Source organism: Desulfitobacterium chlororespirans DSM 11544 (genome assembly GCF_900143285.1).
GTDB lineage: Bacteria > Bacillota > Desulfitobacteriia > Desulfitobacteriales > Desulfitobacteriaceae > Desulfitobacterium > Desulfitobacterium chlororespirans.
The window spans coordinates 16,503-37,855 of sequence record NZ_FRDN01000007.1; the positions used below are offsets into that span (position 1 = coordinate 16,503).

Annotated in this window: 20 protein-coding genes; all 20 read right to left on the bottom strand. The window is 47.1% G+C overall.

The annotated features are described in order from the left end of the window. Nucleotides 1-68: 68 nt before the first annotated feature. A complete protein-coding gene (locus tag BUA14_RS10755) occupies nt 69-1,733 on the bottom strand; it encodes a ribonuclease J (RefSeq protein WP_015944704.1) in 1,665 nt (554 codons plus the stop codon). A gap of 381 nt (nt 1,734-2,114) precedes the next feature. Then, nucleotides 2,115-2,990: a 4-hydroxy-tetrahydrodipicolinate synthase gene (dapA, locus tag BUA14_RS10760; RefSeq protein ID WP_072772617.1), complete on the bottom strand. Its 876-nt coding sequence runs from the start codon at nt 2,988-2,990 to the stop codon at nt 2,115-2,117. Between the two features lie 29 nt (nt 2,991-3,019). After that, nucleotides 3,020-4,249, bottom strand: a complete 1,230-nt coding sequence (gene dapG, locus BUA14_RS10765) for an aspartate kinase (protein WP_072772618.1) — start codon at nt 4,247-4,249, stop codon at nt 3,020-3,022. Between the two features lie 134 nt (nt 4,250-4,383). Next, a complete protein-coding gene (locus BUA14_RS10770; RefSeq protein ID WP_072772619.1) occupies nt 4,384-5,373 on the bottom strand; it encodes an aspartate-semialdehyde dehydrogenase in 990 nt (329 codons plus the stop codon). A gap of 96 nt (nt 5,374-5,469) precedes the next feature. Beyond that, a complete protein-coding gene (locus BUA14_RS10775) occupies nt 5,470-6,057 on the bottom strand; it encodes a dipicolinate synthase subunit B (RefSeq protein ID WP_072772620.1) in 588 nt (195 codons plus the stop codon). Nucleotides 6,058-6,075: 18 nt separating this feature from the next. After that, on the bottom strand, nt 6,076-6,987 hold the full coding sequence (gene dpsA, locus BUA14_RS10780; protein ID WP_072772621.1) for a dipicolinate synthase subunit DpsA: 912 nt from the start codon (nt 6,985-6,987) through the stop codon (nt 6,076-6,078). An 84-nt stretch (nt 6,988-7,071) separates the two neighbouring features. Then, on the bottom strand, nt 7,072-7,875 hold the full coding sequence (dapB, locus tag BUA14_RS10785) for a 4-hydroxy-tetrahydrodipicolinate reductase (RefSeq protein ID WP_072772622.1): 804 nt from the start codon (nt 7,873-7,875) through the stop codon (nt 7,072-7,074). Nucleotides 7,876-7,966: 91 nt separating this feature from the next. Continuing rightward, the gene (locus BUA14_RS10790; RefSeq protein WP_072772623.1) at nt 7,967-8,245 is read right to left on the bottom strand and encodes a YlmC/YmxH family sporulation protein; all 279 of its coding nucleotides are present in this window, start codon (nt 8,243-8,245) and stop codon (nt 7,967-7,969) included. A gap of 12 nt (nt 8,246-8,257) precedes the next feature. Further along, nucleotides 8,258-8,560 carry a hypothetical protein gene (locus tag BUA14_RS10795; protein WP_015944708.1) on the bottom strand — a complete coding sequence of 101 codons (303 nt, stop codon included), beginning with the start codon at nt 8,558-8,560 and terminating at the stop codon, nt 8,258-8,260. Nucleotides 8,561-8,628: 68 nt separating this feature from the next. Beyond that, complete coding sequence (gene dut, locus BUA14_RS10800; protein WP_072772624.1) at nt 8,629-9,084, bottom strand: dUTP diphosphatase; 456 nt, start codon at nt 9,082-9,084, stop codon at nt 8,629-8,631. Nucleotides 9,085-9,966: 882 nt separating this feature from the next. Continuing rightward, a complete protein-coding gene (locus BUA14_RS10815; RefSeq protein ID WP_072772626.1) occupies nt 9,967-11,241 on the bottom strand; it encodes a M16 family metallopeptidase in 1,275 nt (424 codons plus the stop codon). Nucleotides 11,242-11,246: 5 nt separating this feature from the next. Continuing rightward, entirely contained in the window at nt 11,247-12,386 is a 1,140-nt protein-coding gene (locus BUA14_RS10820; RefSeq protein ID WP_072772627.1) for a D-alanyl-D-alanine carboxypeptidase family protein, read from the bottom strand. 21 nt (nt 12,387-12,407) lie between these two features. Continuing rightward, the gene (locus BUA14_RS10825; RefSeq protein WP_072772628.1) at nt 12,408-13,160 is read right to left on the bottom strand and encodes a polysaccharide deacetylase family protein; all 753 of its coding nucleotides are present in this window, start codon (nt 13,158-13,160) and stop codon (nt 12,408-12,410) included. 69 nt (nt 13,161-13,229) lie between these two features. Beyond that, the gene (locus tag BUA14_RS10830) at nt 13,230-15,419 is read right to left on the bottom strand and encodes a polyribonucleotide nucleotidyltransferase (protein WP_072772629.1); all 2,190 of its coding nucleotides are present in this window, start codon (nt 15,417-15,419) and stop codon (nt 13,230-13,232) included. Between the two features lie 266 nt (nt 15,420-15,685). Continuing rightward, the gene (gene rpsO, locus BUA14_RS10835; protein ID WP_072772630.1) at nt 15,686-15,952 is read right to left on the bottom strand and encodes a 30S ribosomal protein S15; all 267 of its coding nucleotides are present in this window, start codon (nt 15,950-15,952) and stop codon (nt 15,686-15,688) included. Nucleotides 15,953-16,072: 120 nt separating this feature from the next. Next, nucleotides 16,073-17,029: a bifunctional riboflavin kinase/FAD synthetase gene (locus BUA14_RS10840; protein ID WP_072772631.1), complete on the bottom strand. Its 957-nt coding sequence runs from the start codon at nt 17,027-17,029 to the stop codon at nt 16,073-16,075. A 44-nt stretch (nt 17,030-17,073) separates the two neighbouring features. After that, nucleotides 17,074-17,958 carry a tRNA pseudouridine(55) synthase TruB gene (truB, locus tag BUA14_RS10845; RefSeq protein ID WP_072772632.1) on the bottom strand — a complete coding sequence of 295 codons (885 nt, stop codon included), beginning with the start codon at nt 17,956-17,958 and terminating at the stop codon, nt 17,074-17,076. Next, nucleotides 17,942-18,922, bottom strand: a complete 981-nt coding sequence (locus tag BUA14_RS10850; RefSeq protein WP_072772633.1) for a DHH family phosphoesterase — start codon at nt 18,920-18,922, stop codon at nt 17,942-17,944. Before BUA14_RS10850 ends, truB begins: the two co-directional genes overlap by 17 nt. After that, complete coding sequence (gene rbfA, locus BUA14_RS10855; RefSeq protein ID WP_072772634.1) at nt 18,912-19,289, bottom strand: 30S ribosome-binding factor RbfA; 378 nt, start codon at nt 19,287-19,289, stop codon at nt 18,912-18,914. The genes BUA14_RS10850 and rbfA overlap by 11 nt, the downstream gene beginning before the upstream one ends. 24 nt (nt 19,290-19,313) lie before the next feature. Beyond that, a partial coding sequence (gene infB / locus BUA14_RS10860) for a translation initiation factor IF-2 (protein WP_072772635.1) occupies nt 19,314-21,353 on the bottom strand: 2,040 nt, incomplete at its 5' end.

A 21,353-nucleotide genomic window follows, 5' to 3' on the forward strand; every position in this document is an offset into this window, starting at 1 on the left:
ATTAAAAACGAAGTGTTGCAATCTACCCGTCAAAGTAGTTTGGCAACACTTCATTTTAGCAATAGGTCTTATTCTACTTCCTGAATAATCGGCAGAATCATGGGGCGCCTCCGGGTTTTCTCATAGAAATGCTTGCTTAAGGTTTCTCGAACTTGTCCCTTTAGTACAGCCCATTCTGTAACATGATTCTCCCTGAGGCGGTTCATGGTTTGTCTTACTTTATCTTTTGCTTCTTCGAGCATGGATTCCGATTCCCGTACATAGACAAAGCCACGTGTTACTACATCAGGGCCTGCCACAATAGCGCCGGAGCTGCGGCTAATCGTCATAACCACGATTAAAATGCCATCTTGAGAGAGTTGTTTCCGATCTCTTAGAACAATATTGCCGACATCGCCAACACCAAGTCCATCAATCAGCACTTTCCCAGCGGGAACTTTTCCCGCTATACTCGCTCCATGGCGAGTGAACTCAACAATTGTGCCATTATCAGCAACAAAAGTGTTCTCTCTGGAAATTCCCATTTGCTCGGCCAGTTTAGCATGCTTAATAAGCATACGGTACTCACCATGAACAGGAATGAAATACTGAGGACGAATCATATTAAGCATGAGCTTAAGCTCTTCCTGGCTGGCGTGCCCGGAAACGTGCATACCCTGGTAAGATTCATAGATCACATTGGCACCGAGCTTAAACAAGAGGTCGATGGTTTTTGATACTGATTTTTCATTACCGGGGATAGGATTGGCAGATATGATCACTGTATCGCCGGGCTGAATTTCAATACGCCGGTGATCGCTCATAGCCATCCGGGTCAGAGCCGACATGGGCTCACCCTGACTGCCTGTCGTTAGAATACAAGCTTGATTGCCCGGCAAGTTCACCACTTCATCCACATCAACCAAAGTATCCTCCGGTATATCTAAATACCCTAATTCAGAGGCTATGGCTACTGTGTTGACCATACTCCGGCCGACCACAGCAACCTTGCGGTTAGTATGGTGCGCTGCCGTAATCACTTGCTGAAGTCTGTGGACATTGGTTGCAAAGCTGGCAATGATGATTCTGTCTTTGGCACTATTAAATGCTTCCTCGAACATGTGTCCCACGCTGCGTTCAGACATGGTAAAACCAGGCCGTTCCACATTGGTACTGTCGGACATCAGGCAAAGGACCCCTTTATCGCCCAGTTCAGCGAACTTATGAATATCAATCTTTTCACCCATGACAGGAGTATGATCCACTTTGAAATCCCCAGTATGAACAATAGTACCCAGAGGAGTATGGATCGCCAGTGCCACTGCATCTGGAATACTGTGATTCACACTCAGGAACTCAACTTTAAAAACTCCAAGTTTAACCGTATCTCTGGGACGGACCACTGTGGCCTTGATATTATCGAGATTTCCTTCTTTTAATTTGGATTGAATGAGTCCTAAGGTTAATCGTGTAGCAAAAATAGGAGCATCCAAGTCTTTGAGGAGATAAGGCAGTGCACCAATATGGTCTTCATGACCATGAGTGACTAGAATCCCTTGAACCATGTCCTTATGTTCCAGCAGATAAGAATAATCTGGTATAACTATGTCTATCCCCAGCATCTCATCTTCGGGAAATGCCAATCCCGCATCTATAACGATCATTTGATTATCGTAACGAATCACGGTCATATTTTTACCGATCTCGCCTAATCCGCCTAAAGGTATGATCTGAACCTTATGTTCTTTTGGCAAATTTTTACACCTCCACCATATTTTTCCTTTTAATAGAACTATTTGTGCCTTCTTTTCACGGATCTTGCTAATTTGCTTCCACCTAAAAATGATAAGGAAACCCCCAAGAAGTTGTCCTTATACTATCATCCGCTCTAAACACGTTCTGATAGTGAAACAAAAAGACTCGAAATACCCAAACGAATACAACGCCCTTGGTACTCGCTGATATTCCGCAAACAAATATGAAACTCACCGCACAATACAGTCAATCTATTATAACTCTTTATGTAAGGAAAGACAAGAGATAGAAAAAGCAGAAATTCAATCGAAAAAAATTGAATCTCTGCCTCTCGATAATTACCTTGTAAGTTTTTAAATAAGGTTTGTTTTTAACCGGTTCTACCCCTTGATCTTTTGGTAGAGATCATCCAAGAAGGCTTCTTCTTCCGGGGTGGCACAGACTAAGGGGAGTTTCACTCCTCCTGCATCAATGCCTGCTTTCTTTAAAAGATATTTAACAGGAACCGGATTGGTGGTCACAAACACTCCTTTGAACATAGGCATGAGCTTTAGATGCCATTGCAGGGCAGTCTGTGGTTCGCCATTAAACCAGGCATCAACCAATTGTTTGATTTCATCACCGACCACATGAGCCGCTACACTGATGATGCCGTCACAGCCTAAAGCCAGCATGGGCAAAGTTAAAGAATCGTCACCGCTATAAATCAGAAAGTCTTCCGGTAAAATACGTCTCATTTCGCTGACTTGATCCATGGAGCCGGCTGCTTCTTTAATGGAGGTTATGTTGGGGATTTCACTTAGCCGCAGAACCGTTTCCGGAAGAAGATTAATGGATGTTCTTCCCGGAATATTGTACACCATCAAAGGCAGGGATATTGCTTCAGCGATAGCTCGAAAATGTTGATACAATCCTTCTTGTGAAGGTTTATTGTAGTAGGGGACCACAGCCATGAGCCCATCTACTCCGGTTTTCTCCGCTTGGCGTGCTAAATTAATACTCCCGTCCGTGGTGTTGGAGCCAATTCCGGCTATTACCGTTGCTCTGCTGCCTACAGCCTTCTTGACCGTTCTGAAAAGTTCAATCTTTTCTTCAGCCGATACTGTGGGAGATTCACCGGTGGTACCGCAAACAACGATTCCATCATTACCATGCTCTATGAGATAATGTGCTAATTTCTCGGCTTCCGGGTAATTCACTTCCATTTTGTCATTAAAGGGTGTGACCATTGCCGTCATAATCCTATTCAAAGCCATATCTCTCTCAACTCCTCATTTGCTTGTTTTTAACAGGCACCCAACAGAAACTTCTTGTGGAGTGCTTGCACTGCCGGAACCATATCCTCTTTATTGACAAGTACCCATATAGTTGTGTGAGAGTCTGCTGACTGCAAGATACGGACACCCGCATCGGATAAGGCCTCCACCATATTGGCCATCACACCGGGAACTCCTGCGATACCCGCTCCGACGATGGAGACTTTGGCACATCCAGAGACCGCTGTAGGCTTAAATCCTAAATTATCGAGAATGCTCATAGCTTTTTCGGCTATTTCATCAGGTACGGTGTAAAGCACACTCTCCAACTGAACACTTATAAAGTCAACACTAATATCCGCCAAAGCCATTCCCTTAAAGATCTGTTTATCGACTTGCAGCACATCGGCTACATCATGAGTGGGTACTTGAATCTGGGTTACATTGGGCGTATGGGCAATCCCCGTAATCGTTCGGTCTCCCGTAATATCTGTTCCCACTCCCATGTCGGGCTGTATGCTTGTTACTAAAGTCCCTCGGGCATCGGAAAATGTACATTTGATCCAAATGGGAATATTTCGTTGCATAGCAATTTCCACCGCACGGGGATGAATCACTTTGGCTCCTTGATGGGCCAAATGACATATCTCATTATAGGTTACCACATCTAAGATACGGGCATCCTCAACAATACGCGGATCGGCAGTCATAATTCCTTCCACATCCGTATAGATATCGATGGCCTCGGCATTTAAAGCAACTCCCAGAGCTGAAGCTGTGGTATCACTTCCCCCGCGACCTAATGTGGTGACCTGGCCATCTTCGGTAACTCCTTGAAAACCGGTAACGACAACAACCCTTCCCTCACTTAGATGATCAAGGATCCCTTTCGGCTCTACGCGAATGATGCGGGCGTCTCCATAACAATCATTGGTTATAATTCCTGCTTGACCACCGGTTAACAGGATTGCATCAAGCCCCATGCTCTTTAGGGTGCTGGTCAAAACCACACCGGAGATGATTTCCCCACAGCTCATCAAAAGATCCATTTCCCGCTTGGGTGATTCAAGGGTAATGCCGTTGACCAGATTTATAAAGGTATCTGTCGCATAGGGATCCCCACTGCGTCCAATAGCGGAAACTACAACAACAGGTGAATATCCTTCCCGCACTGCTTCAGAGACTTTTGCGGCAACCTGGGCACGACGTTCAGCACTGGATACTGAAGTTCCCCCAAACTTTTGGACCAAAACACGCACCTGAACTCCTCCTGTCGCCTCACATTATTGTTCAATTATTCTATTCACTTATCCAGAGGCTGTATGCTTGTGCTTTTAACATTTTAATATGGACCCTGCTGCGAACACTCTTCTCTACAGTGCTCACAATCAGGCTATAATAAGAGTTCGGCAATCTGTATCGTATTGGTTGCGGCTCCCTTACGAATTTGGTCACCAACAACCCAAAGATTGATCCCATTTTCAATGGAAAAATCTTTACGGATACGTCCTACATAGACTTCATCGGTGTCTGAAGTGAACCAAGGCATGGGGTAACGATCTTCTGCCGGATTATCCTCAACGATAACTCCCGGAGCCTTTTGAAAGGCTGCCTTGACCTCCTCCAAGCCGACATTTCGTTCTGTTTCTATGTTAATTGACTCGGAATGGCTTCTTAAAACAGGAACCCGGACTGTGGTTGCCGTAATCGGCATCGTGTCCACATGGAAGATCTTCTGGGTCTCCTTAACCATCTTCCACTCTTCTTTGGTGTAATCCCCTTCCTGGAATACATCAATTCTGGGAATCAGATTAAAGGCAATTTGATACGGGAAGGTCTGGCTCTTCAATTCTTCCCCTTGCGCCCAATCGCGAACCTGGCCTTCCAATTCCTCAATCCCTTCGCGTCCTGCTCCGGAGACGGCCTGATAAGTTGACACAACCACCCTCTTAATCCCTGCCAGGTCAAAGATAGGTTTCAAGGCGACGGCCATAATAATCGTTGAACAGTTAGGATTAGCGATGATCCCTTTATGCCATTTCACATCTTCCGGATTGACTTCGGGTACGACCAGAGGGACCTTGGGATCAAGGCGATAAGCACTGCTGTTATCAATCACTACAGCCCCACTTTTAACCGCGGAAGGAGCAAACTCTGTACTGGATGATCCGCCGGCAAATAATGCTATATCGATGCCTTTAAAGCTATCATGGGTAGTTTCTTGAACCTCAATTTCCCGGCCTTGCCAAAGGACTTTTTTGCCTGCGGAACGTTTCGTAGCTAATAAGCGTAATTCCTCCACAGGAAAATTCCTTTCCACAAGGATTTTTAAGAACTCTTGTCCAACCGCACCTGTAGCTCCAACAATTGCAACATTCGGCATAAATGTTCCTCCTTAATATACTGATAAAATACTAGGAATATGGTGCTAAGCCTGAAAGCACAGCACCATATCCACCTACTGATCAGTTTGAGTTTATTAGTGATAATCAACCAGTATGGGCTGAATTTGTTTTCCCTCATAAGCCATGAGAATTGTATCCGGAATTTTATCCATATGCGCCACTAAAGAATTCGCTTTTGTAGCCGGGCTATCCTGCCCAAATGGAACGAGAAATATATTTTTTGTACATAATAGTGTCCCGATATTCCGTGCGTTCAATCCCAGGCCATCATTGGTTGAGATGGCTATCACCAAAGGCCGCTGATTACGAAGATGGGCTTTAGCCGCCATCAGCACCGGAGTGTCGGTAATACCATTGGCCAGCTTTGCCAGTGTATTGCCTGTACAGGGCGCAATGAGCAGGCAGTCAAATTTTTTCTGCGGCCCGATGGGTTCAGCATCCGGGATGGTCTGAATAACCTTTTTCTGGGTTATTTCTTCGAATTTGTTCTTCCAGTCCTCTGCTTTGCCAAATCGTGTGTCCATGGTATCTACGGCATAAGAGATAATGGGCGTTAAATCCGCTCCTTCTTCAACCATCTTACGCATGACCTCAGTGATTTCATGCAAGGTGCAATGTGAGCCCGTTACAGCAAAACCAATCTTTAACCCGTCAAGTTTCATGCCTTCGTCACCTCCACTTCAAAACTTTAAAGAGGCATTCTTTGTGGTCAGGTGGCGAAGAATAAGTTGCGGGTAGACTTGAGCAAGAATTTTCCCTGCTGCCTTGGGTGCAACCTTACCGGGTAGACCTGGAGCAAGCATTGCTTTGATGCCTTTAGCCTTGGCGTATTCAAAATCCGTGCCGCCGGGAAGTGAAGCAATGTCGATAATGACAGCCTCCTGATTCACCTGTTCCAACATGACTTTGTCCAGAATCAGGTGAGGAACTGTATTGAAAATAAGTTCCGCCTTCCCAATCTTTTCATCCAGATCAGCAAAATGAACCGCCTCCAGACCCATTTCCAAGGCCCTGGCCAGATCCGCCGCTTTCCGGGCTACTCCGGTAACATGAGCCCCCATCCCTTTTAAGGTCCGGGCAAGAGTCCAGCCACATCGCCCCAGGCCAAGCACAAAGCTCTCACTGCCGTGGATGGTGATGGGGGAGGCCTCCATGGCCATTTGGATAGCTCCTTCCGCTGAAGGGATCGAGTTGAGAATAGCAAGTTGATCAAGGTTAGCCGTTTCGACAATCTGGATTCCCAGCATTTCTGCAGCTGATTTTAAGGCGGGACGAGCCCACCCGATAAAAAGCGGCACCTTAGGCGAAACAGCTTTTAACAGTTCCTTATTCAGCACAATCGGCGTATCGGAATACTTAGCTTTGACATCCCCACGTTCATCGGTACCGTACATTGGAAAAAGCAGAACATCTGCCTTCTCTACCGCTTCCAGCGGTGAAGAAAGGAGTGTCACCCCTTGGATTGGAGGTGCTTTTTCAAATCCGACCCCGACTATGTAGGCCCCTAGCTTTTGAAGCTCCGGAATCATATAAATCTCTCGGTCATCCCCTCCAATTACAGCTACTCGAATTCCAGTTAGACCCGCACTCATCTTGAAGCCCCCTTTGAGACTGTGTCCCATGACTACTATCCAGTATATGAGGAAAGATAGAATGCGGTTCCCCGATGAGGATTCCTATTCGAGGAAATTCTCTAGTCCTATTACCAAATTTGAGAGTTGGCTTGCTTTGCGGATGGCCAGCATAATCCCAGGCATATAGGTTTCCCGGGAAAGGGCATCATGCCGGATCGTCAAAGCTTGTCCGAGGCCACCAAAAATGACTTCCTGATGAGCTATAAATCCAGGCAAGCGAACAGAATGAATATGAATTCCGTCCACATCACCGCCCCGTGAGCCCTTGATTTTTTCGTACTCATTAGGATGACCCTGTACCAAGGGTTTTCTTACTTCTGATATCCACTCTACGGTTTTGAGAGCCGTTCCGGAAGGTGCATCCAGCTTTTGGTCATGATGCAGCTCAATAATCTCTACATTAGGGAAATACTTTGCAGCCTCCTGAGCAAAGCGCATCATGAGTATTGCGCCTATGGCAAAATTCGGGGCAATAAAAGCTCCTACCTTCGTTTGATCCACAAAATCCCGGATTTCCGCGATATCGGCTTCATCTAAGCCCGTAGTCCCTAAGACCGGAACAACTCCGGCCGCCAAAGCACATTTGGCGTTTTTCAGTACAGATTGAGGATTGGTAAAATCAACCATAATGTCTGCCCGGGTCTCTTTAAGGTGCGCTTCTTCCAGAGGGCCGGTTATCTCAATCCCTAAGGGAGCCATGGCCAGAATCTCTCCTATATCCCTGCCTTGCTGACGTGCATCTGAAGCACCAACCAGCTGCATATCTTCCTGGTCGAGGATAGTACGAACTACTTCCCTGCCCATTTTTCCTCCGGCTCCAGAAACAAAAACACGAATTTTCTTCATCTATAACCCTCGCTACACTAACAACCCCGCTGCCACAGGCATTCGGGGTTGTTGACCTTTTTTACTATTTTAGTTAATTAACGTATTCATGTCAAACAGAATATTTATTAATACGCTCTGTTCTACTACTCATATCCACAATAATGACTTCCGAACCTACTTTTTTAATAGCTTCCCACGGAATCACCAAGATATCTCTATCTCTTTCGTTATTTCCCCAAAGCCCTGAAAAGCCGGAGCGGGAAGTAAGGATAATGGCTTCAATCGCTCCACTTGCCGAGATAGCTAAATCTGCATCTCCCACCAGTCCCAATTTTGCTCCATCAAATAAATTGATAATTTCTTTACCCGCTAAGTCGCTAAGAAGCATCATGACTCCTCCTTATTTTTTGATTTTCAGCCACAATTGAACGGCAAAAGGCTGCACGATGGCCAGGGCCAGGGAGATGACAGCAAGTGGCTCGACAATAAAAGTTGATGGGTTCCACCAATTCTCCGGAATTTTTAAGAAAGAAAATAATAGCTCCAGGGAGAGATAGATTCCCCCTGCAGTACCTACGAGCTGGGTTATAGCTGCCGATAACAAACTGGGTTTTGTATCTGTTCGCCACATAAGCAGATAGCGCCTGGAGCGAAGGGATGCCAGGATTCCAGCGGCAAGTAAAAAAAGTCCTAGGGCTTGCATGGCCATACCTCCTCTATGGGATGTGTATGACAAGTTCATGCACCCTAGAACTTTTTAGACTCTACAACTTAGGAAACACCTGTCGAACCAAAGCCGCCGCAACCCCGGCCAGTCTCATCCAATTGGTCTGCCAGGCAAAATTCGCCAATGAATACGGGCAGAAAAACCATTTGCGCAATCCGATCCCCGTCTTTTACAACAAAAGGCTCTGAGCCCTGGTTGATGACTGCCACCAGAATTTCACCCCGATAATCTGAATCGATAACCCCCACTCCATTGGCTAAAGCCAAACCATACTTGGAGGCCAGACCGCTGCGGGCAAAGACAAAGGCTCCGACGCCTGCATGGGGCAGCTCTATGGCCAATCCGGTAGGAATTTTAACGATCTGCCCCGGCTCGATGATCAGCTCCTGATCAAGAGCAGCCTGTAAGTCCACGCCGGCTGCTCCTGATGTTGCATATTGGGGAAGCTTGGGAGCCTTGTCTTTCCTGACATAAGCTATCTTTACCTTAATCGCATCCACGTTTCTTTCCTCGCATCCATAATCATTAATATCTTGACTATCTGTTGCCTGTTCTGGAAGGGCTTTTAAGCGGAGTCTCCAGGATTTTGCTTTACATCGGTCGCTCCATAAGCTGCGCGGACAAAACTAACGCGAAAAGCCCTCCGCTCTGCCGGGTCCACCTGCGCCGTTAAGTAGTCTCTGTGGTGTGGCGGCTTGGGCGAAACCCTCATCCGGGTTTCGTGCCCAAATCGCTCCTGCTCAATGGGCGGTTGAAAACGTCCTGTTTCCAACCCGACTCCGCTGCATGCTTTTCACGAAGTTTTGTTTCCGCTCGCTTAAATTCGCTCTCTACCTGTAATGCAAAATCCTTGGGCTGCTTCTTGGGTCTAAACAGGCAGGGCGTTGTAGGAGATATGAAGCTCAACGGCGGCAGTAGCACGTCGGCTCCTCCGAGAAAAGCTCAAGAGATGACCCAAGCGATAACTCCAGAAAAGACTCGCAAAAGTTCCCAAAGCAATACTAAAAGACCTGCAAGCAGTAGCTTTGTGCACAAAAGGGAACGGATTTAGCGAAGGGGCAGTCAGGTGAACGAGGCTTTCTTAACGTAGCGAAGCCATGGTTCACATGCAGCAAGCAGCGGGGTTTGGCACGAAAGTGTCCAGTGGACAGTTTCGCTCAAGGCGGCACGCCCCAAAGCATACTCATCCGCCGCAGATGAGCTGTTAAGAAAGCGAGTTCACCAGCCCTGGAGCTATGGAGTACGTGAGTCTCCGATCAAGAAACCTTCCGGTGGAAGGTTTCAGGAGATCACGCCCGAAGGTACGTTGTGCGCAAAGCTACGCGACCCAGACGACAACTCACTCCATCACACATGACACAATCCAAGCACACCAAGGCTGCCTACTCTTCATCCCAGCCTATCTTCTCAAATAGCGCGTCCATATCCACTTCATTCCCTGCCGGACCTAACATGAGAAGACTTATTCTATCCCGCTTCCACAGGCGGTTGATGACTCGCTTCGTATCCTCAACGGTAACACATTCCAGCTTTTCAACCACTTCTTCGGGAGAGATCACCCGATTATAGGTCAATTCCGTCTTGCCTAAACGGCTCATCCTGCTGCTTGCTGATTCTAACCCCAGATAAAGTCCCCCCTTAATCTGAGACTTAGTCCGTTGCAGCTCGGATTGGGATATGCCATTCTTCTTAATATCTAAAATCTCGGCAAGAACGCATTCTACCACTTCCTGAGAATTTGAGGGTGTGGTTCCTGCATAAATAGCAAACAAACCGGTATCCACGTATGTGGAATGATAGGAAAACACAGTGTAAGCCATTCCCCGCTGTTCCCTGATTTCTTGGAACAAACGGGAACTTAAGCCTCCCCCCAAGATGTTATTGAGGATATGCATGGGATAAATATCCTCATCTTCCTGCCCTAAACCGGGAACTCCTAGGATGAGGTGCATTTGTTCGGTATCTTTCAGGATCATTTCCTGCACCTGCTGACCCTTAGGAGTCTCTTCCAGAATTCGTCTTCCTCCCCGTTTGAATTCCCCGTAAAGAGGAGCAAGCTTCTTCAAGACCTCGTCATGCTTGATTTTGCCCGCCACGGCAATGACCAGATTATCAGGAGCATAATGATGATCCATAAAGGTAAGAATTTTCTCGCGGCTTAGTCCTTTAACACTCTCCTCGGTCCCTAAAATGGGTCTTCCCAAAGGATGGTCATTCCAGACATGATCGGAAAACAAGTCATGAATCAATTCATCGGGAGAATCCTCATACATTTTTATCTCTTCGATGACCACTTTCTTTTCTTTTTCTATTTCATTTTCATCAAAGAGGGACTCAAAAAACATATCGTTAAGGACATCCATGGCCAAATCCATGTCCTCGTCCAGCACTTTGGCATAGTAGCAGGTATATTCTTTTGTGGTAAAGGCATTGAGCTGCCCCCCCACAGCTTCCAAAGATTCAGCGATATCACGGGCAGTACGGTTTTTTGTTCCTTTAAAAAACATGTGCTCTATAAAATGAGATATACCTTCATACCCTTCCCTCTCGTCCCGGGAACCCGCTCCTACCCATATCCCTACAGCTACTGAGCGTACATAATCTATTTCCTCCGTTATGATGCGAACACCGTTGGGCAATACGGTTTTTTGATACATATCTTTCACGTCCCCTCTAAGAGATTGCTTAAGCTCCCTTTTGGCTTGACCGAACTTTCCGCATAAAGTGGTGTGCTGCCTAATTTTTCTCCGTTCAGCCACACCTCATATGCTCCTAAGCTATCACCGGCCTTAATGGGGAGACTTGGCTCTCTTGTCCAAACAATTTTCTTTTCAAGTTTTTCCTTATCCGTCTTTAAGATATTGATCTGAATCGGATTTTGAGCAAAGGCTTTAAGCGGTTCTAAATTTTCAGCAGGGAACTCAATCGTTTCCCCCGCTTGTACACAATTCAGTGTTTCTGTCTCGTTAAAGCCCCATTCCAAGAGCTTTTGCGCATCTCCGAAACGGTCGGGAGCATGGAGGACAACAGCAATCAGCTGCCGGCCATCTTTCGTCGCCGCTGCAACCAAACATTTTCCGGCGGCAGTGGTTGTCCCTGTCTTAACTCCATCAGTATAAGGGTAATTCCAAAGCAGTTTATTGGTATTTCTTAAGTTCATGAAAAAATCGGGTTCAATAAAATGAATTTCCGTTTCTTTTAAGCGCGTAATCGAAGTAAATGCCGGGATCTGCAGTCCGTAACGAGCCATTAAAGCCAAATCATAGGCTGTCGAGACATGGTTTTTGCTGGGCAAGCCGTTGGTGTTTTCAAAATGGGTATTTTTCGCTCCAAGAAGGAACGCTTTTTGGTTCATCAACCGGACAAAATCCTCTTCAGTACCTGCTATTTGTTCTCCGATCGCCACACAGGCATCATTTCCTGATTTGACCATGGCCCCCGTAACCAGTTCATAGAGCAGAATCTTTTCCCCTGGATCCAGATGGATGGTGGATTCACCGACAGCTGCCGCTTTTTCGCTTACCACGACGAGCTCGTCGGGTTTTCCCAATTCCAGCCCCAGAATTGCCGTTAAAATCTTGGTGGTGCTGGCTGGAGGTCTTTGCTTATGAGCGTTTTTGTCATAAAGTATATCTCCTGTTGCCCCATCCATCAGTACCGCCGCATCGGCAGTGATAGCTAACGAGGATGTCGGTATTAATCCTTGATTGGTGTCCGTGGTTTGTGCATACACGGGAGCAGCACTTAAAGATAGTGAAATAAGAACGCAAACCCCGGCTTGCGTCCATTTTTGCTTGAACATTCTACCACCTCACATTAAAGTCTATGAGGTAGTATCTCCGACTCCTTCCAATGTTATCAGTTCATTTACAGTAATGAATTGGAATCCTTCCTTGGTCAGTTGGCTTAAAATATTGGGCAGAGCTTTCACTGTGTTCTCTTTGGGATGCATTAACACAATAGCTCCTTCTCGAGCGGGCTTAATGCCAAACCGTACGGCGGGATCCACAATGCGCTTGGTAATAACTTCCGGTGTGCTTTCCGGACGCCAATCCACCGTATCCAGTGTCCAAAGAATGGTGGTATAGCCAAGATTTTCAGCTGCTTTAAGCCCTGAGGCTCCCTTTTCGCCATAAGGCGGTGCATAATATTTGGTCTTGGTTCCAGTGATCTCCTGAATGATCGTTTCAGTCTTCAAAATTTCTTCTTGATTGGCACTGATGGATATTTGGTCGGGATGGGGATGGGAATAGCCATGATTTTCTATGGCATGACCACGGGCCTGGAGCTCTTTCACCATTTCCGGATTATTTTTAGCCCAGCGTCCCGTAAGGAAGAAGGTTGCTTTGGCATGATACTTATCTAAAGCCTCCAGAATACCGGGCACAAACTCTCCGCCCCAATCCACATTAATGGTTAAAGCCATGACTTTCTTCTCGGTCTTGACTTGGTCGATGGGAGTGGGAAGCTGTGCCACGATCCCCGCCACTCTCTGTTCTATCAATAAGCCGACAGCTAATACGAGAATAAGTCCGAAAATCTTTAAGGTCTTAAATGGAATTTTAAAAACATACATTCGTCTACCCCCTTCCATTTAGATGTATGCAAGGGGGGACGAATGCAGAATAATTGAGGCTATTCTTCTTTAACTATTCCTGGGATTTCTATTGGCTGTGGTTCCATTGGGATTAGGGTTGGGACTAGGGTTAGGGTTGGGGTTGGGAAGTGCCTCTTTCCGGGAAAGGTTTAAGCGCCCTTGCTTATCAATGCCTGTCGCTTTAACCAGGATTTCGTCTCCCATTTTCACCACATCTTCTACTTTTTCAACCCGTCCGTGAGCCAGTTGGGAAATATGAACCAGCCCTTCTTTGCCGCTTAATCCCAGCACACCGGGAATAACTTCGACAAAGGCTCCGAAGTCCATAATCCGGGTCACCCGGCCGTTATAAATACGGCCTACTTCCACCTCTTGGGTAAGGGCTTGGATGATCTTAAGGGCATTCTCTCCGGCTTCTCCATCCACTGCAGATATAAAGACCCGGCCATCATCTTCGATATCGATCTTGACACCGGTTTCATCGATGATCTTCTTAATGGTCTTACCGCCAGGTCCAATCACCTCACGAATCTTATCCGGGTGAATGGATGCCGTAATGATTCTTGGCGCAAAGGGTGAAAGCTCCGGTCGTGGTTTTTCAATCACGGAGAGCATTTTATCAAGAATAAACAGACGTCCTTCTTTCGCTTGAGCAAGGGCTCTCTCCAGGATTTCCCGGGATACCCCTTTGATTTTTATATCCATCTGCAAAGCTGTTACACCTTGACTGGTTCCTGCCACCTTGAAATCCATATCTCCATCATGGTCTTCCATCCCTTGAATATCGGAAAGAATGGCGATATGATTCTCCTCGCTGATCAAGCCCATGGCTATCCCAGCCACAGGAGACTTAATAGGCACTCCGGCATCCATCAAAGAAAGAGTGCTGCCGCATACAGAGGCCATCGAGCTGGAACCATTGGATTCAAGAACCTCCGAGACCAGACGAAGGGTATAGGGGAAGTCGTTTTCATCAGGAATGACAGGCAGAAGCGCCCGCTCAGCCAGAGCTCCGTGACCAATTTCCCGACGGCCCGGTCCGCGCATCGGACGGGTTTCTCCTACACTGTAAGGCGGGAAATTATAGTGGTGCATGTAGCGCTTTGACTCTTCAAGACCTAACCCGTCAAGAATCTGTTCATCACCAACGGCTCCCAGAGTCGCCACTGTGAGTACCTGGGTTTGCCCCCGGGTAAACAGACCGGTACCATGAGTTCTGGGCAATAGTCCGACTTCGACACTGATGGGACGGATTTCGTCTAAAGCACGTCCATCGGGACGAATATGTTCTACCGTAATCAAACGACGCACAATCTTATGTACGAAATCTTCCAGAATCTTATCAATGGTTTTCAGGTCTTCAGGGTATTGCTCCGCGAAATGGGCCAAGGCCTCTTCCTTCACTTGCTGGATGGCTTCTTCCCTTGCTTTCTTTTCTTCGGTGCGAACTGCCTGATCCATTTTATCGTAGGCAAATGCTTTGACCGCCTGGACGATCTCTTCCGGCATCTGCCCCATCACAACTTCTTGTTTGGGTTTGGCTAAATTTCTTTCCAGAGCTTCGAGGCGGAAGTTCTCGATAAATTCCGCAATACGCTGGATTTCACGATGACCAAACATAATAGCTTCCAACATCTGAACTTCAGGCACTTCCTGAGCACCGGCTTCCACCATCATTACCGCGTCCTTCGTACCGGCGACGGTAAGATGCATGACGCTTTTTTCAGACTGTTCAACGGTGGGATTAATAATAAGTTCATCCCCGATTAAACCCACGGTCACAGCAGCTACCGGTCCTTCAAAGGGAACATTGGAAATCGTCAAGGCTGCCGAGGCTGCATTAATACCGGTAATGTCGGAGGCACAATCCTGATCTACCGACATTACCTGAGCAACGACTTGTACATCATTGCGATAACCTTCGGGGAATAGGGGCCGAATCGGCCGATCGATGAGGCGGGCAGACAGAATCGCCTTCTCACTGGGGCGCCCCTCCCGCTTAATAAAGCCTCCCGGAATTTTTCCGGCGGCATAGAGTCTCTCTTCAAATTCAACGGTCAACGGAAAAAAGTCAATACCTTCCCTTGGTTGAGCACTTCCAGTAGCAAATGCTGAAACAACGGTATCCCCATACCGGCAGAAAATGGCACCGCCTGCTTGCTTACCTATTTTCCCGGTTTGGAAGGTCATCGTCCTGCCGCCGACCTGGATCGAACGTTCTAATACTTCCTGTGTCACAATGGAACCTCCTTAAAATTCTCTCCAACTATTTTCTTCTTAACTTGATTCATCTTCGACATATTGTTATTATTTCCTGCATTTAGATTAAAAAAACTAATTATATAAAGAAAACCTGATTTCGCTGAGCCCTGGTGAAAGGGTCATCTTTAGTTGCCCTTACTATCTGCCAAAAAAGCTTTATTTTCCCTGATACGTATAAAAAAGAGAGACAGGAATAATCTGTCTCTCTTTTCTCTCCATTTTATAGTGTTCTGCGCACAAGATTAACGGCGTAAGCCGAGATCGGAAATAATCTTACGATAGCGATTGAAGTCCATATCTTTCAGATAGTTAAGCAGAGCACGGCGTTGTCCAACCATCTTCAAAAGACCACGGCGGGAGTGATGATCCTTCTTGTGGGTCTTGAAGTGCTCAGTTAAATAGGTAATGCGCTCAGTGAGCAAGGCAATCTGCACTTCAGGAGAACCGGTATCTCCTTCGTGTTGTTGGAACTTCGCAATAATTTCTTTTTTCCTTTCGGGTGTCATCATGGGTGTCTACCTCCATTAATTCTAATAATCGCCTGCTGCCCAGAATTGCGACGGAGAACGCAAGCCCGAGCGAGCGGTTCTCATGTATTTTACTAAAAAAACTTCTATTTGTAAAGGAATTTAATGAGCATTTACGGCCTGAACAGGGTTTTCAAAGATTTCTTCCAGTACTTGTTTCGTCTTTAAGGCATCCCGTTCCAGCTGTCCCTTCAGCTCGTCAAAACCATTGAATTTTCTTTCATCACGAATCTTCTCTTCACAGCATATTGCTAATTCCATGCCATAAAGATCGCCGCTGAAATCAAAGAAATGTATTTCTACGGTAAGGGCATATTCCTCATGAAACGTAGGCTTCATGCCAATATTCATCATACCATGAACAAGACGTCCTTCGATCTCTGCCCATACGGCATAGACTCCCCGTTTGGGAATAATCAAGTCTTCATGGATCTTTAAGTTTGCTGTAGGATACCCTAAGTCATGGCCGCGCTTTTCTCCTTCGACCACGGTTCCCACCAGCTTATAGGTCCGGCCCAACAGCTTCTTGGCCTGGACGGCATCTCCATTAAGCAAAGCTTTGCGGACGGCTGTCGAAGAGATGACCTTGCCCTCAAAAGTCTGGGGCTGGAGCACACTGACTCCAAAGCCATAGTCTTGACCATAACGCTGAAGGTCTTCAGCAGTCCCTTTTCCCAAGGCACCAAAGGAGTAGTTGAAGCCAACCACAATATGAATGACGCCGAGTTTAACAAGGATATCTTTGACAAACCCTTCAGGAGAAGTATCAGCCATTCCCTTAGTAAAAGGTACTAAATAAACCCGATCGACACCGATTTCGGAAAACAACTTCATCTGCTCTTTTGGAGTGGTCAGGAAGCCAAGCACCCGTTCCGGAAAAAGCAGTTTCAAGGGATGAGGCTCAAAAAGAAGAACGGCAAGGTCCACCCCTTTTTGAGCAGCTTGCTCCAAACCGCTTTTAAGCAAGCGTTGATGTCCCAGATGCACTCCGTCAAAATTTCCTAAAGCCAATACACACTGATTGCCAGGGTTTGACGGTAATTCTTGGATGATTTGCATAGTTCCCCACCTAACTTCCCCTCAGTACTACTCTATTTTTATCCTTAAAAAACTTTGTAAGGACAGAGGGCCTGCTCTTTCCAAATTCCTATACCTAAAAAATTTTCTTCACTAAAAACTTGAACTTCGCACCCCTCACCCGTCTCAACCTCGACCTCAATTTGACTTTTCGCTGTAGAAAGCCCATTGCGAAAGGCCAGCGCTCTTTGCGGAGACAAAGACACCCGGGGTAAGTCCAATACTTGGATGTAAGGAATCAGGAATGAATAATCATCCCGCTCCATAAAGTTTTGAATCGTCTCCAGGGATAGACTCTCCTGAATATGAAAGGGTCCGGAACGGAGGCGGACCAGCGCTGACATATGTGCCCCGCACCCTAAAGTCTGCCCCATATCATGGCACAATGTCCGTACATAGGTCCCCTTTGAACAATCCACTTCAAAAATCGCCTTAGGGTATTCACCCTCAATCCATTCCCTAAACTGCAAATGATCGATGTGTATTTCCCGGGATGTTCTTTCCACTTCCAGACCCTGACGGGCTAATTCATAAAGACGTTTCCCTTGGTGTTTCACCGCCGAGAACATAGGCGGAATCTGCCGGATGGAACCAAGATACTGAGGAATGATCCGCTGAAAATCCTCAGCACTCACCTGAGCCGGCTCCTTGTGGAGAATCTCTCCGGAAGCATCCTGGGTATCTGTCGTCATGCCAAAGATCATCTCACACCGATAGGATTTTCCCTGATTGGTGATATATTCAGCCAAGCGGGTGGCTTTACCCACGCAAATCGGCAATACCCCCGTAACCTCAGGATCCAAGGTCCCCGTATGCCCAATTTTACGGGTGTTCAACATTCTTCTTAAGCGAACGACCACATCAGAAGAAGTCATCCCTGAGGGTTTGAGTACATTAATGACTCCGTCCAAGCTTGAGCTCCTCCTCAATGGTTTGCCGAATCTTCTGCTTTGCTTCTTCCAGAGAAAGCTGCAAGGTACAGCCTGCCGCCCGTTGATGCCCGCCGCCGCCAAAACTATCGGCAATTCTGTTGACATCAAACCAGCGATTGGAGCGCAGGCTTACACGCACGACATCAGGTTTGGCTTCTTTAAGTAAGACGGCGACCTCTACCCCTTCTACAGTTCGGGCATGATCGATCAGCCCTTCGCTTAAACTTTCCTCAGCACCGCTTTCCTCAAAGTCCTGTTTCCTTAAGGTCATCATCCCTAGCTGCCCTTCTGCAAAAAACTGCAATTGGTTTAAGCCCCGCCGCAGCAACTCTAACTTAACCATAGGGGTTTGATCAAAGACGAAATGATGAATATCACTTAAGCTAATTCCGGCCTCGATGAGTTCACCGGCAATCTGATGGGTCTTCGCAGTGGTATTGGAATACTTAAAGGATCCGGTATCCGTCAATAAAGCTGTATAGAAGTTGGCAGCGATCTCCTGAGTTAATTCCACATTAAGTCGGCGCACTAAAGCATAAGCGAGCTCACCGCTGGCTGCAGCCTGACTATCCACCCAATTAATCCTGCCAAAGTTCTGATTGGAAATATGGTGGTCTAAATTCAGAATGACAGCATCCGCGGGCAGATCCTCCCTTTGCAATTGGACCCGTTGCAAGTCGGCGCAATCTACAAAAAGCAACGTTTCAGGAAGAGGATCAGGCATTGATTGAGTAATCTTGTCTACACCGGACAAAAAACTTAAATTGCGCGGAATTGGATCGGGGTTAAACATCGCTACTTCTTTCCCCAAAGCTTCTAATGCCAAGCCAATTCCCAGCATGGATCCTATGCAATCCCCGTCCGGGGATACATGGGAGAAAAGCGCCACTTTTGACGCTTTTCTTAATTCCTCTGCCATTTGAGTTATTACACTATTCATCATGGGATTCGCCCTCGTCTTTTTCTTCCTCCTGCTTTACTCCCCGCAGCAATTGGGCGATATGAGCGCCATGCTCGATGGAAGTATCGTACTTGAACACGATCTCAGGAGCATGCCTTAAGCGAACCCTTTTGCCGATTTCGCTGCGTACGAAGCCCGCTGCCCTTTTTAAGGCATCCAATGAATCCTTAGCCTGCTGGGAGTCACCCAAAACACTGACATAGACTTTAGCATTGCCAAGGTCATCGGCGACTTCGACACTGGTCACCGTCACAAAGCCAATCCTGGGGTCCTTGAGTTCCTCCCGGATCAACTGGGATATTTCTTGCTTTAGGGTCTCGGCGAGCCTATTCGAACGATGTTTAGCCATGTGGTCTCCCTCCATAGGGGTGAATTATAGTTGTCGTTTCACTTCTTCCATGATAAAGGCCTCTATAATGTCTCCCTCTTTAATATCATTGAAGTTTGCTACTCCAATACCGCATTCGTAGCCTTCCACAACCTCTTTGGCATCGTCCTTGAAACGTCTCAGGGATTCCAGCTCTCCTTCATGAATGACTATGCCATCACGAATGACGCGGATTTTGGAGTGCCTTGTGATCTTGCCGTTGAGCACATAAGATCCGCCGACAGTTCCAACTTTGGGAACTTTAAAGACTTGGCGAACTTCAGCCCGGCCTTGTACCACTTCTTTAAAATCAGGATCCAGCATACCTGTCATAGCAGCCTTAACATCCTCAATCGCATCATAGATGACCCGATAGAGGCGCATATCTACTCCTTGCAGCTCTGCTGTTGCTTTGGTATTGGCGTCGGGACGGACGTTAAAGCCAATGATGATAGCGTTGGAAGCCGCGGCAAGCATGATGTCTGTCTCTGTAATTGCCCCAACTCCCCCATGAATAGGGTTGACTCGGACTTCGCTGGTGGATAAGCGAAGCAGTGATTGCTTCAGAGCCTCAATGGAGCCCTGAACGTCAGCCTTGATGATCACATTCAGCTCTTTGACTTCCCCTTCTTTAATCCGATCGAAAAGGTCCTCTAAGCTGACTTTAGTCGTCTGCCGCACTTCTTCAGCCTTCCGCTCGTTAGCACGTGCTTCGGCAATCTGGCGGGCATGTTTCTCATCGTCAACAACATTGAAGACTTGACCGGCTTTGGGAACCTCATTGAGCCCCTGAACCTCGACAGGAGTGGAAGGACCGGCTTTTTTAACACGGCGTCCTTTGTCATCCACCATGGCACGAATGCGGCCAAAGGAGGATCCGGCGAGAATAATATCGCCAACATTTAAGGTTCCTTTAGAGACGAGAACTGTCGCCACAGGTCCCTTTCCTTTATCCAATTCAGCTTCAATCACTGTTCCGGTCGCACTGCGGTTGGGGTTGGCCTTCAGCTCTTTAATTTCCGCGACAAGCAGAACCATCTCCAGGAGCTGTTCAATATTCATGCGGGCTTTGGCTGAGACAGGCACCGCGATGGTGTCTCCTCCCCATTCTTCAACCACCAGTCCATACTCGGTCAGTTCCTGCTTTACCCGATCTGGGTTAGACTCTTCTTTATCAATCTTGTTGATAGCTACAATAATCGGCACATCGGCAGCTTTGGCATGGTTGATCGCCTCAACAGTCTGGGGCATCACACCATCATCTGCAGCCACAACGAGAATGGCTATATCCGTGACTTGAGCCCCGCGAGCACGCATAGCGGTAAACGCTTCATGGCCCGGGGTATCAAGGAAGGTGATCTTTTGTCCATTGATCTCTACCTGATAAGCACCAATATGCTGAGTGATACCCCCGGCTTCCGATGCTGTGACTTTAGTCGTCCGTATGGCATCAAGGAGAGATGTTTTACCATGGTCAACATGCCCCATGACAGTGACAACGGGTGGACGTGGCCGCAGTTCTGCCGGAGCGTCCTCAATCTCTTCAATCACAGTGATAGGCTTTTCGATCTTAACCTCCACTGTAACTCCCATTTCTCCCGCGATAATGACAGCAGTTTCCGAATCAATCTCTTGATTGATGGTGGCCATGACACCCATATCCATCAGTTTCTTGATAACTTCTCCGGATTTGCGACTCATTTTGGCTGCCAAATCCTGAACCGTTAGACTTTCCGGAATAACGATATGCTTAGGAGCTGTATCACGAATTTCACGTGGTGCTGCTTTCACATTGCGTCTGTTGCCTCGTGGTGCGCGTATTTCTTTTTCCATCTCTTTTTTGCGTTCAAAATTCCGATCTTGTGGTTTCTTCTTTTCACCGATTTGACGCTTAGGCGGTTGCTCTACCGCTGGTGCACCAGGAGTTGCAGGGGGTCTCTGAGGTGGTCTCTGCCCTTGAGGACGATCTCCCATCGGTCTTTGTCCTTGAGGACGATCTCCCATCGGTCTTTGACCCTGGGGACGATCTCCCATCGGTCTTTGACC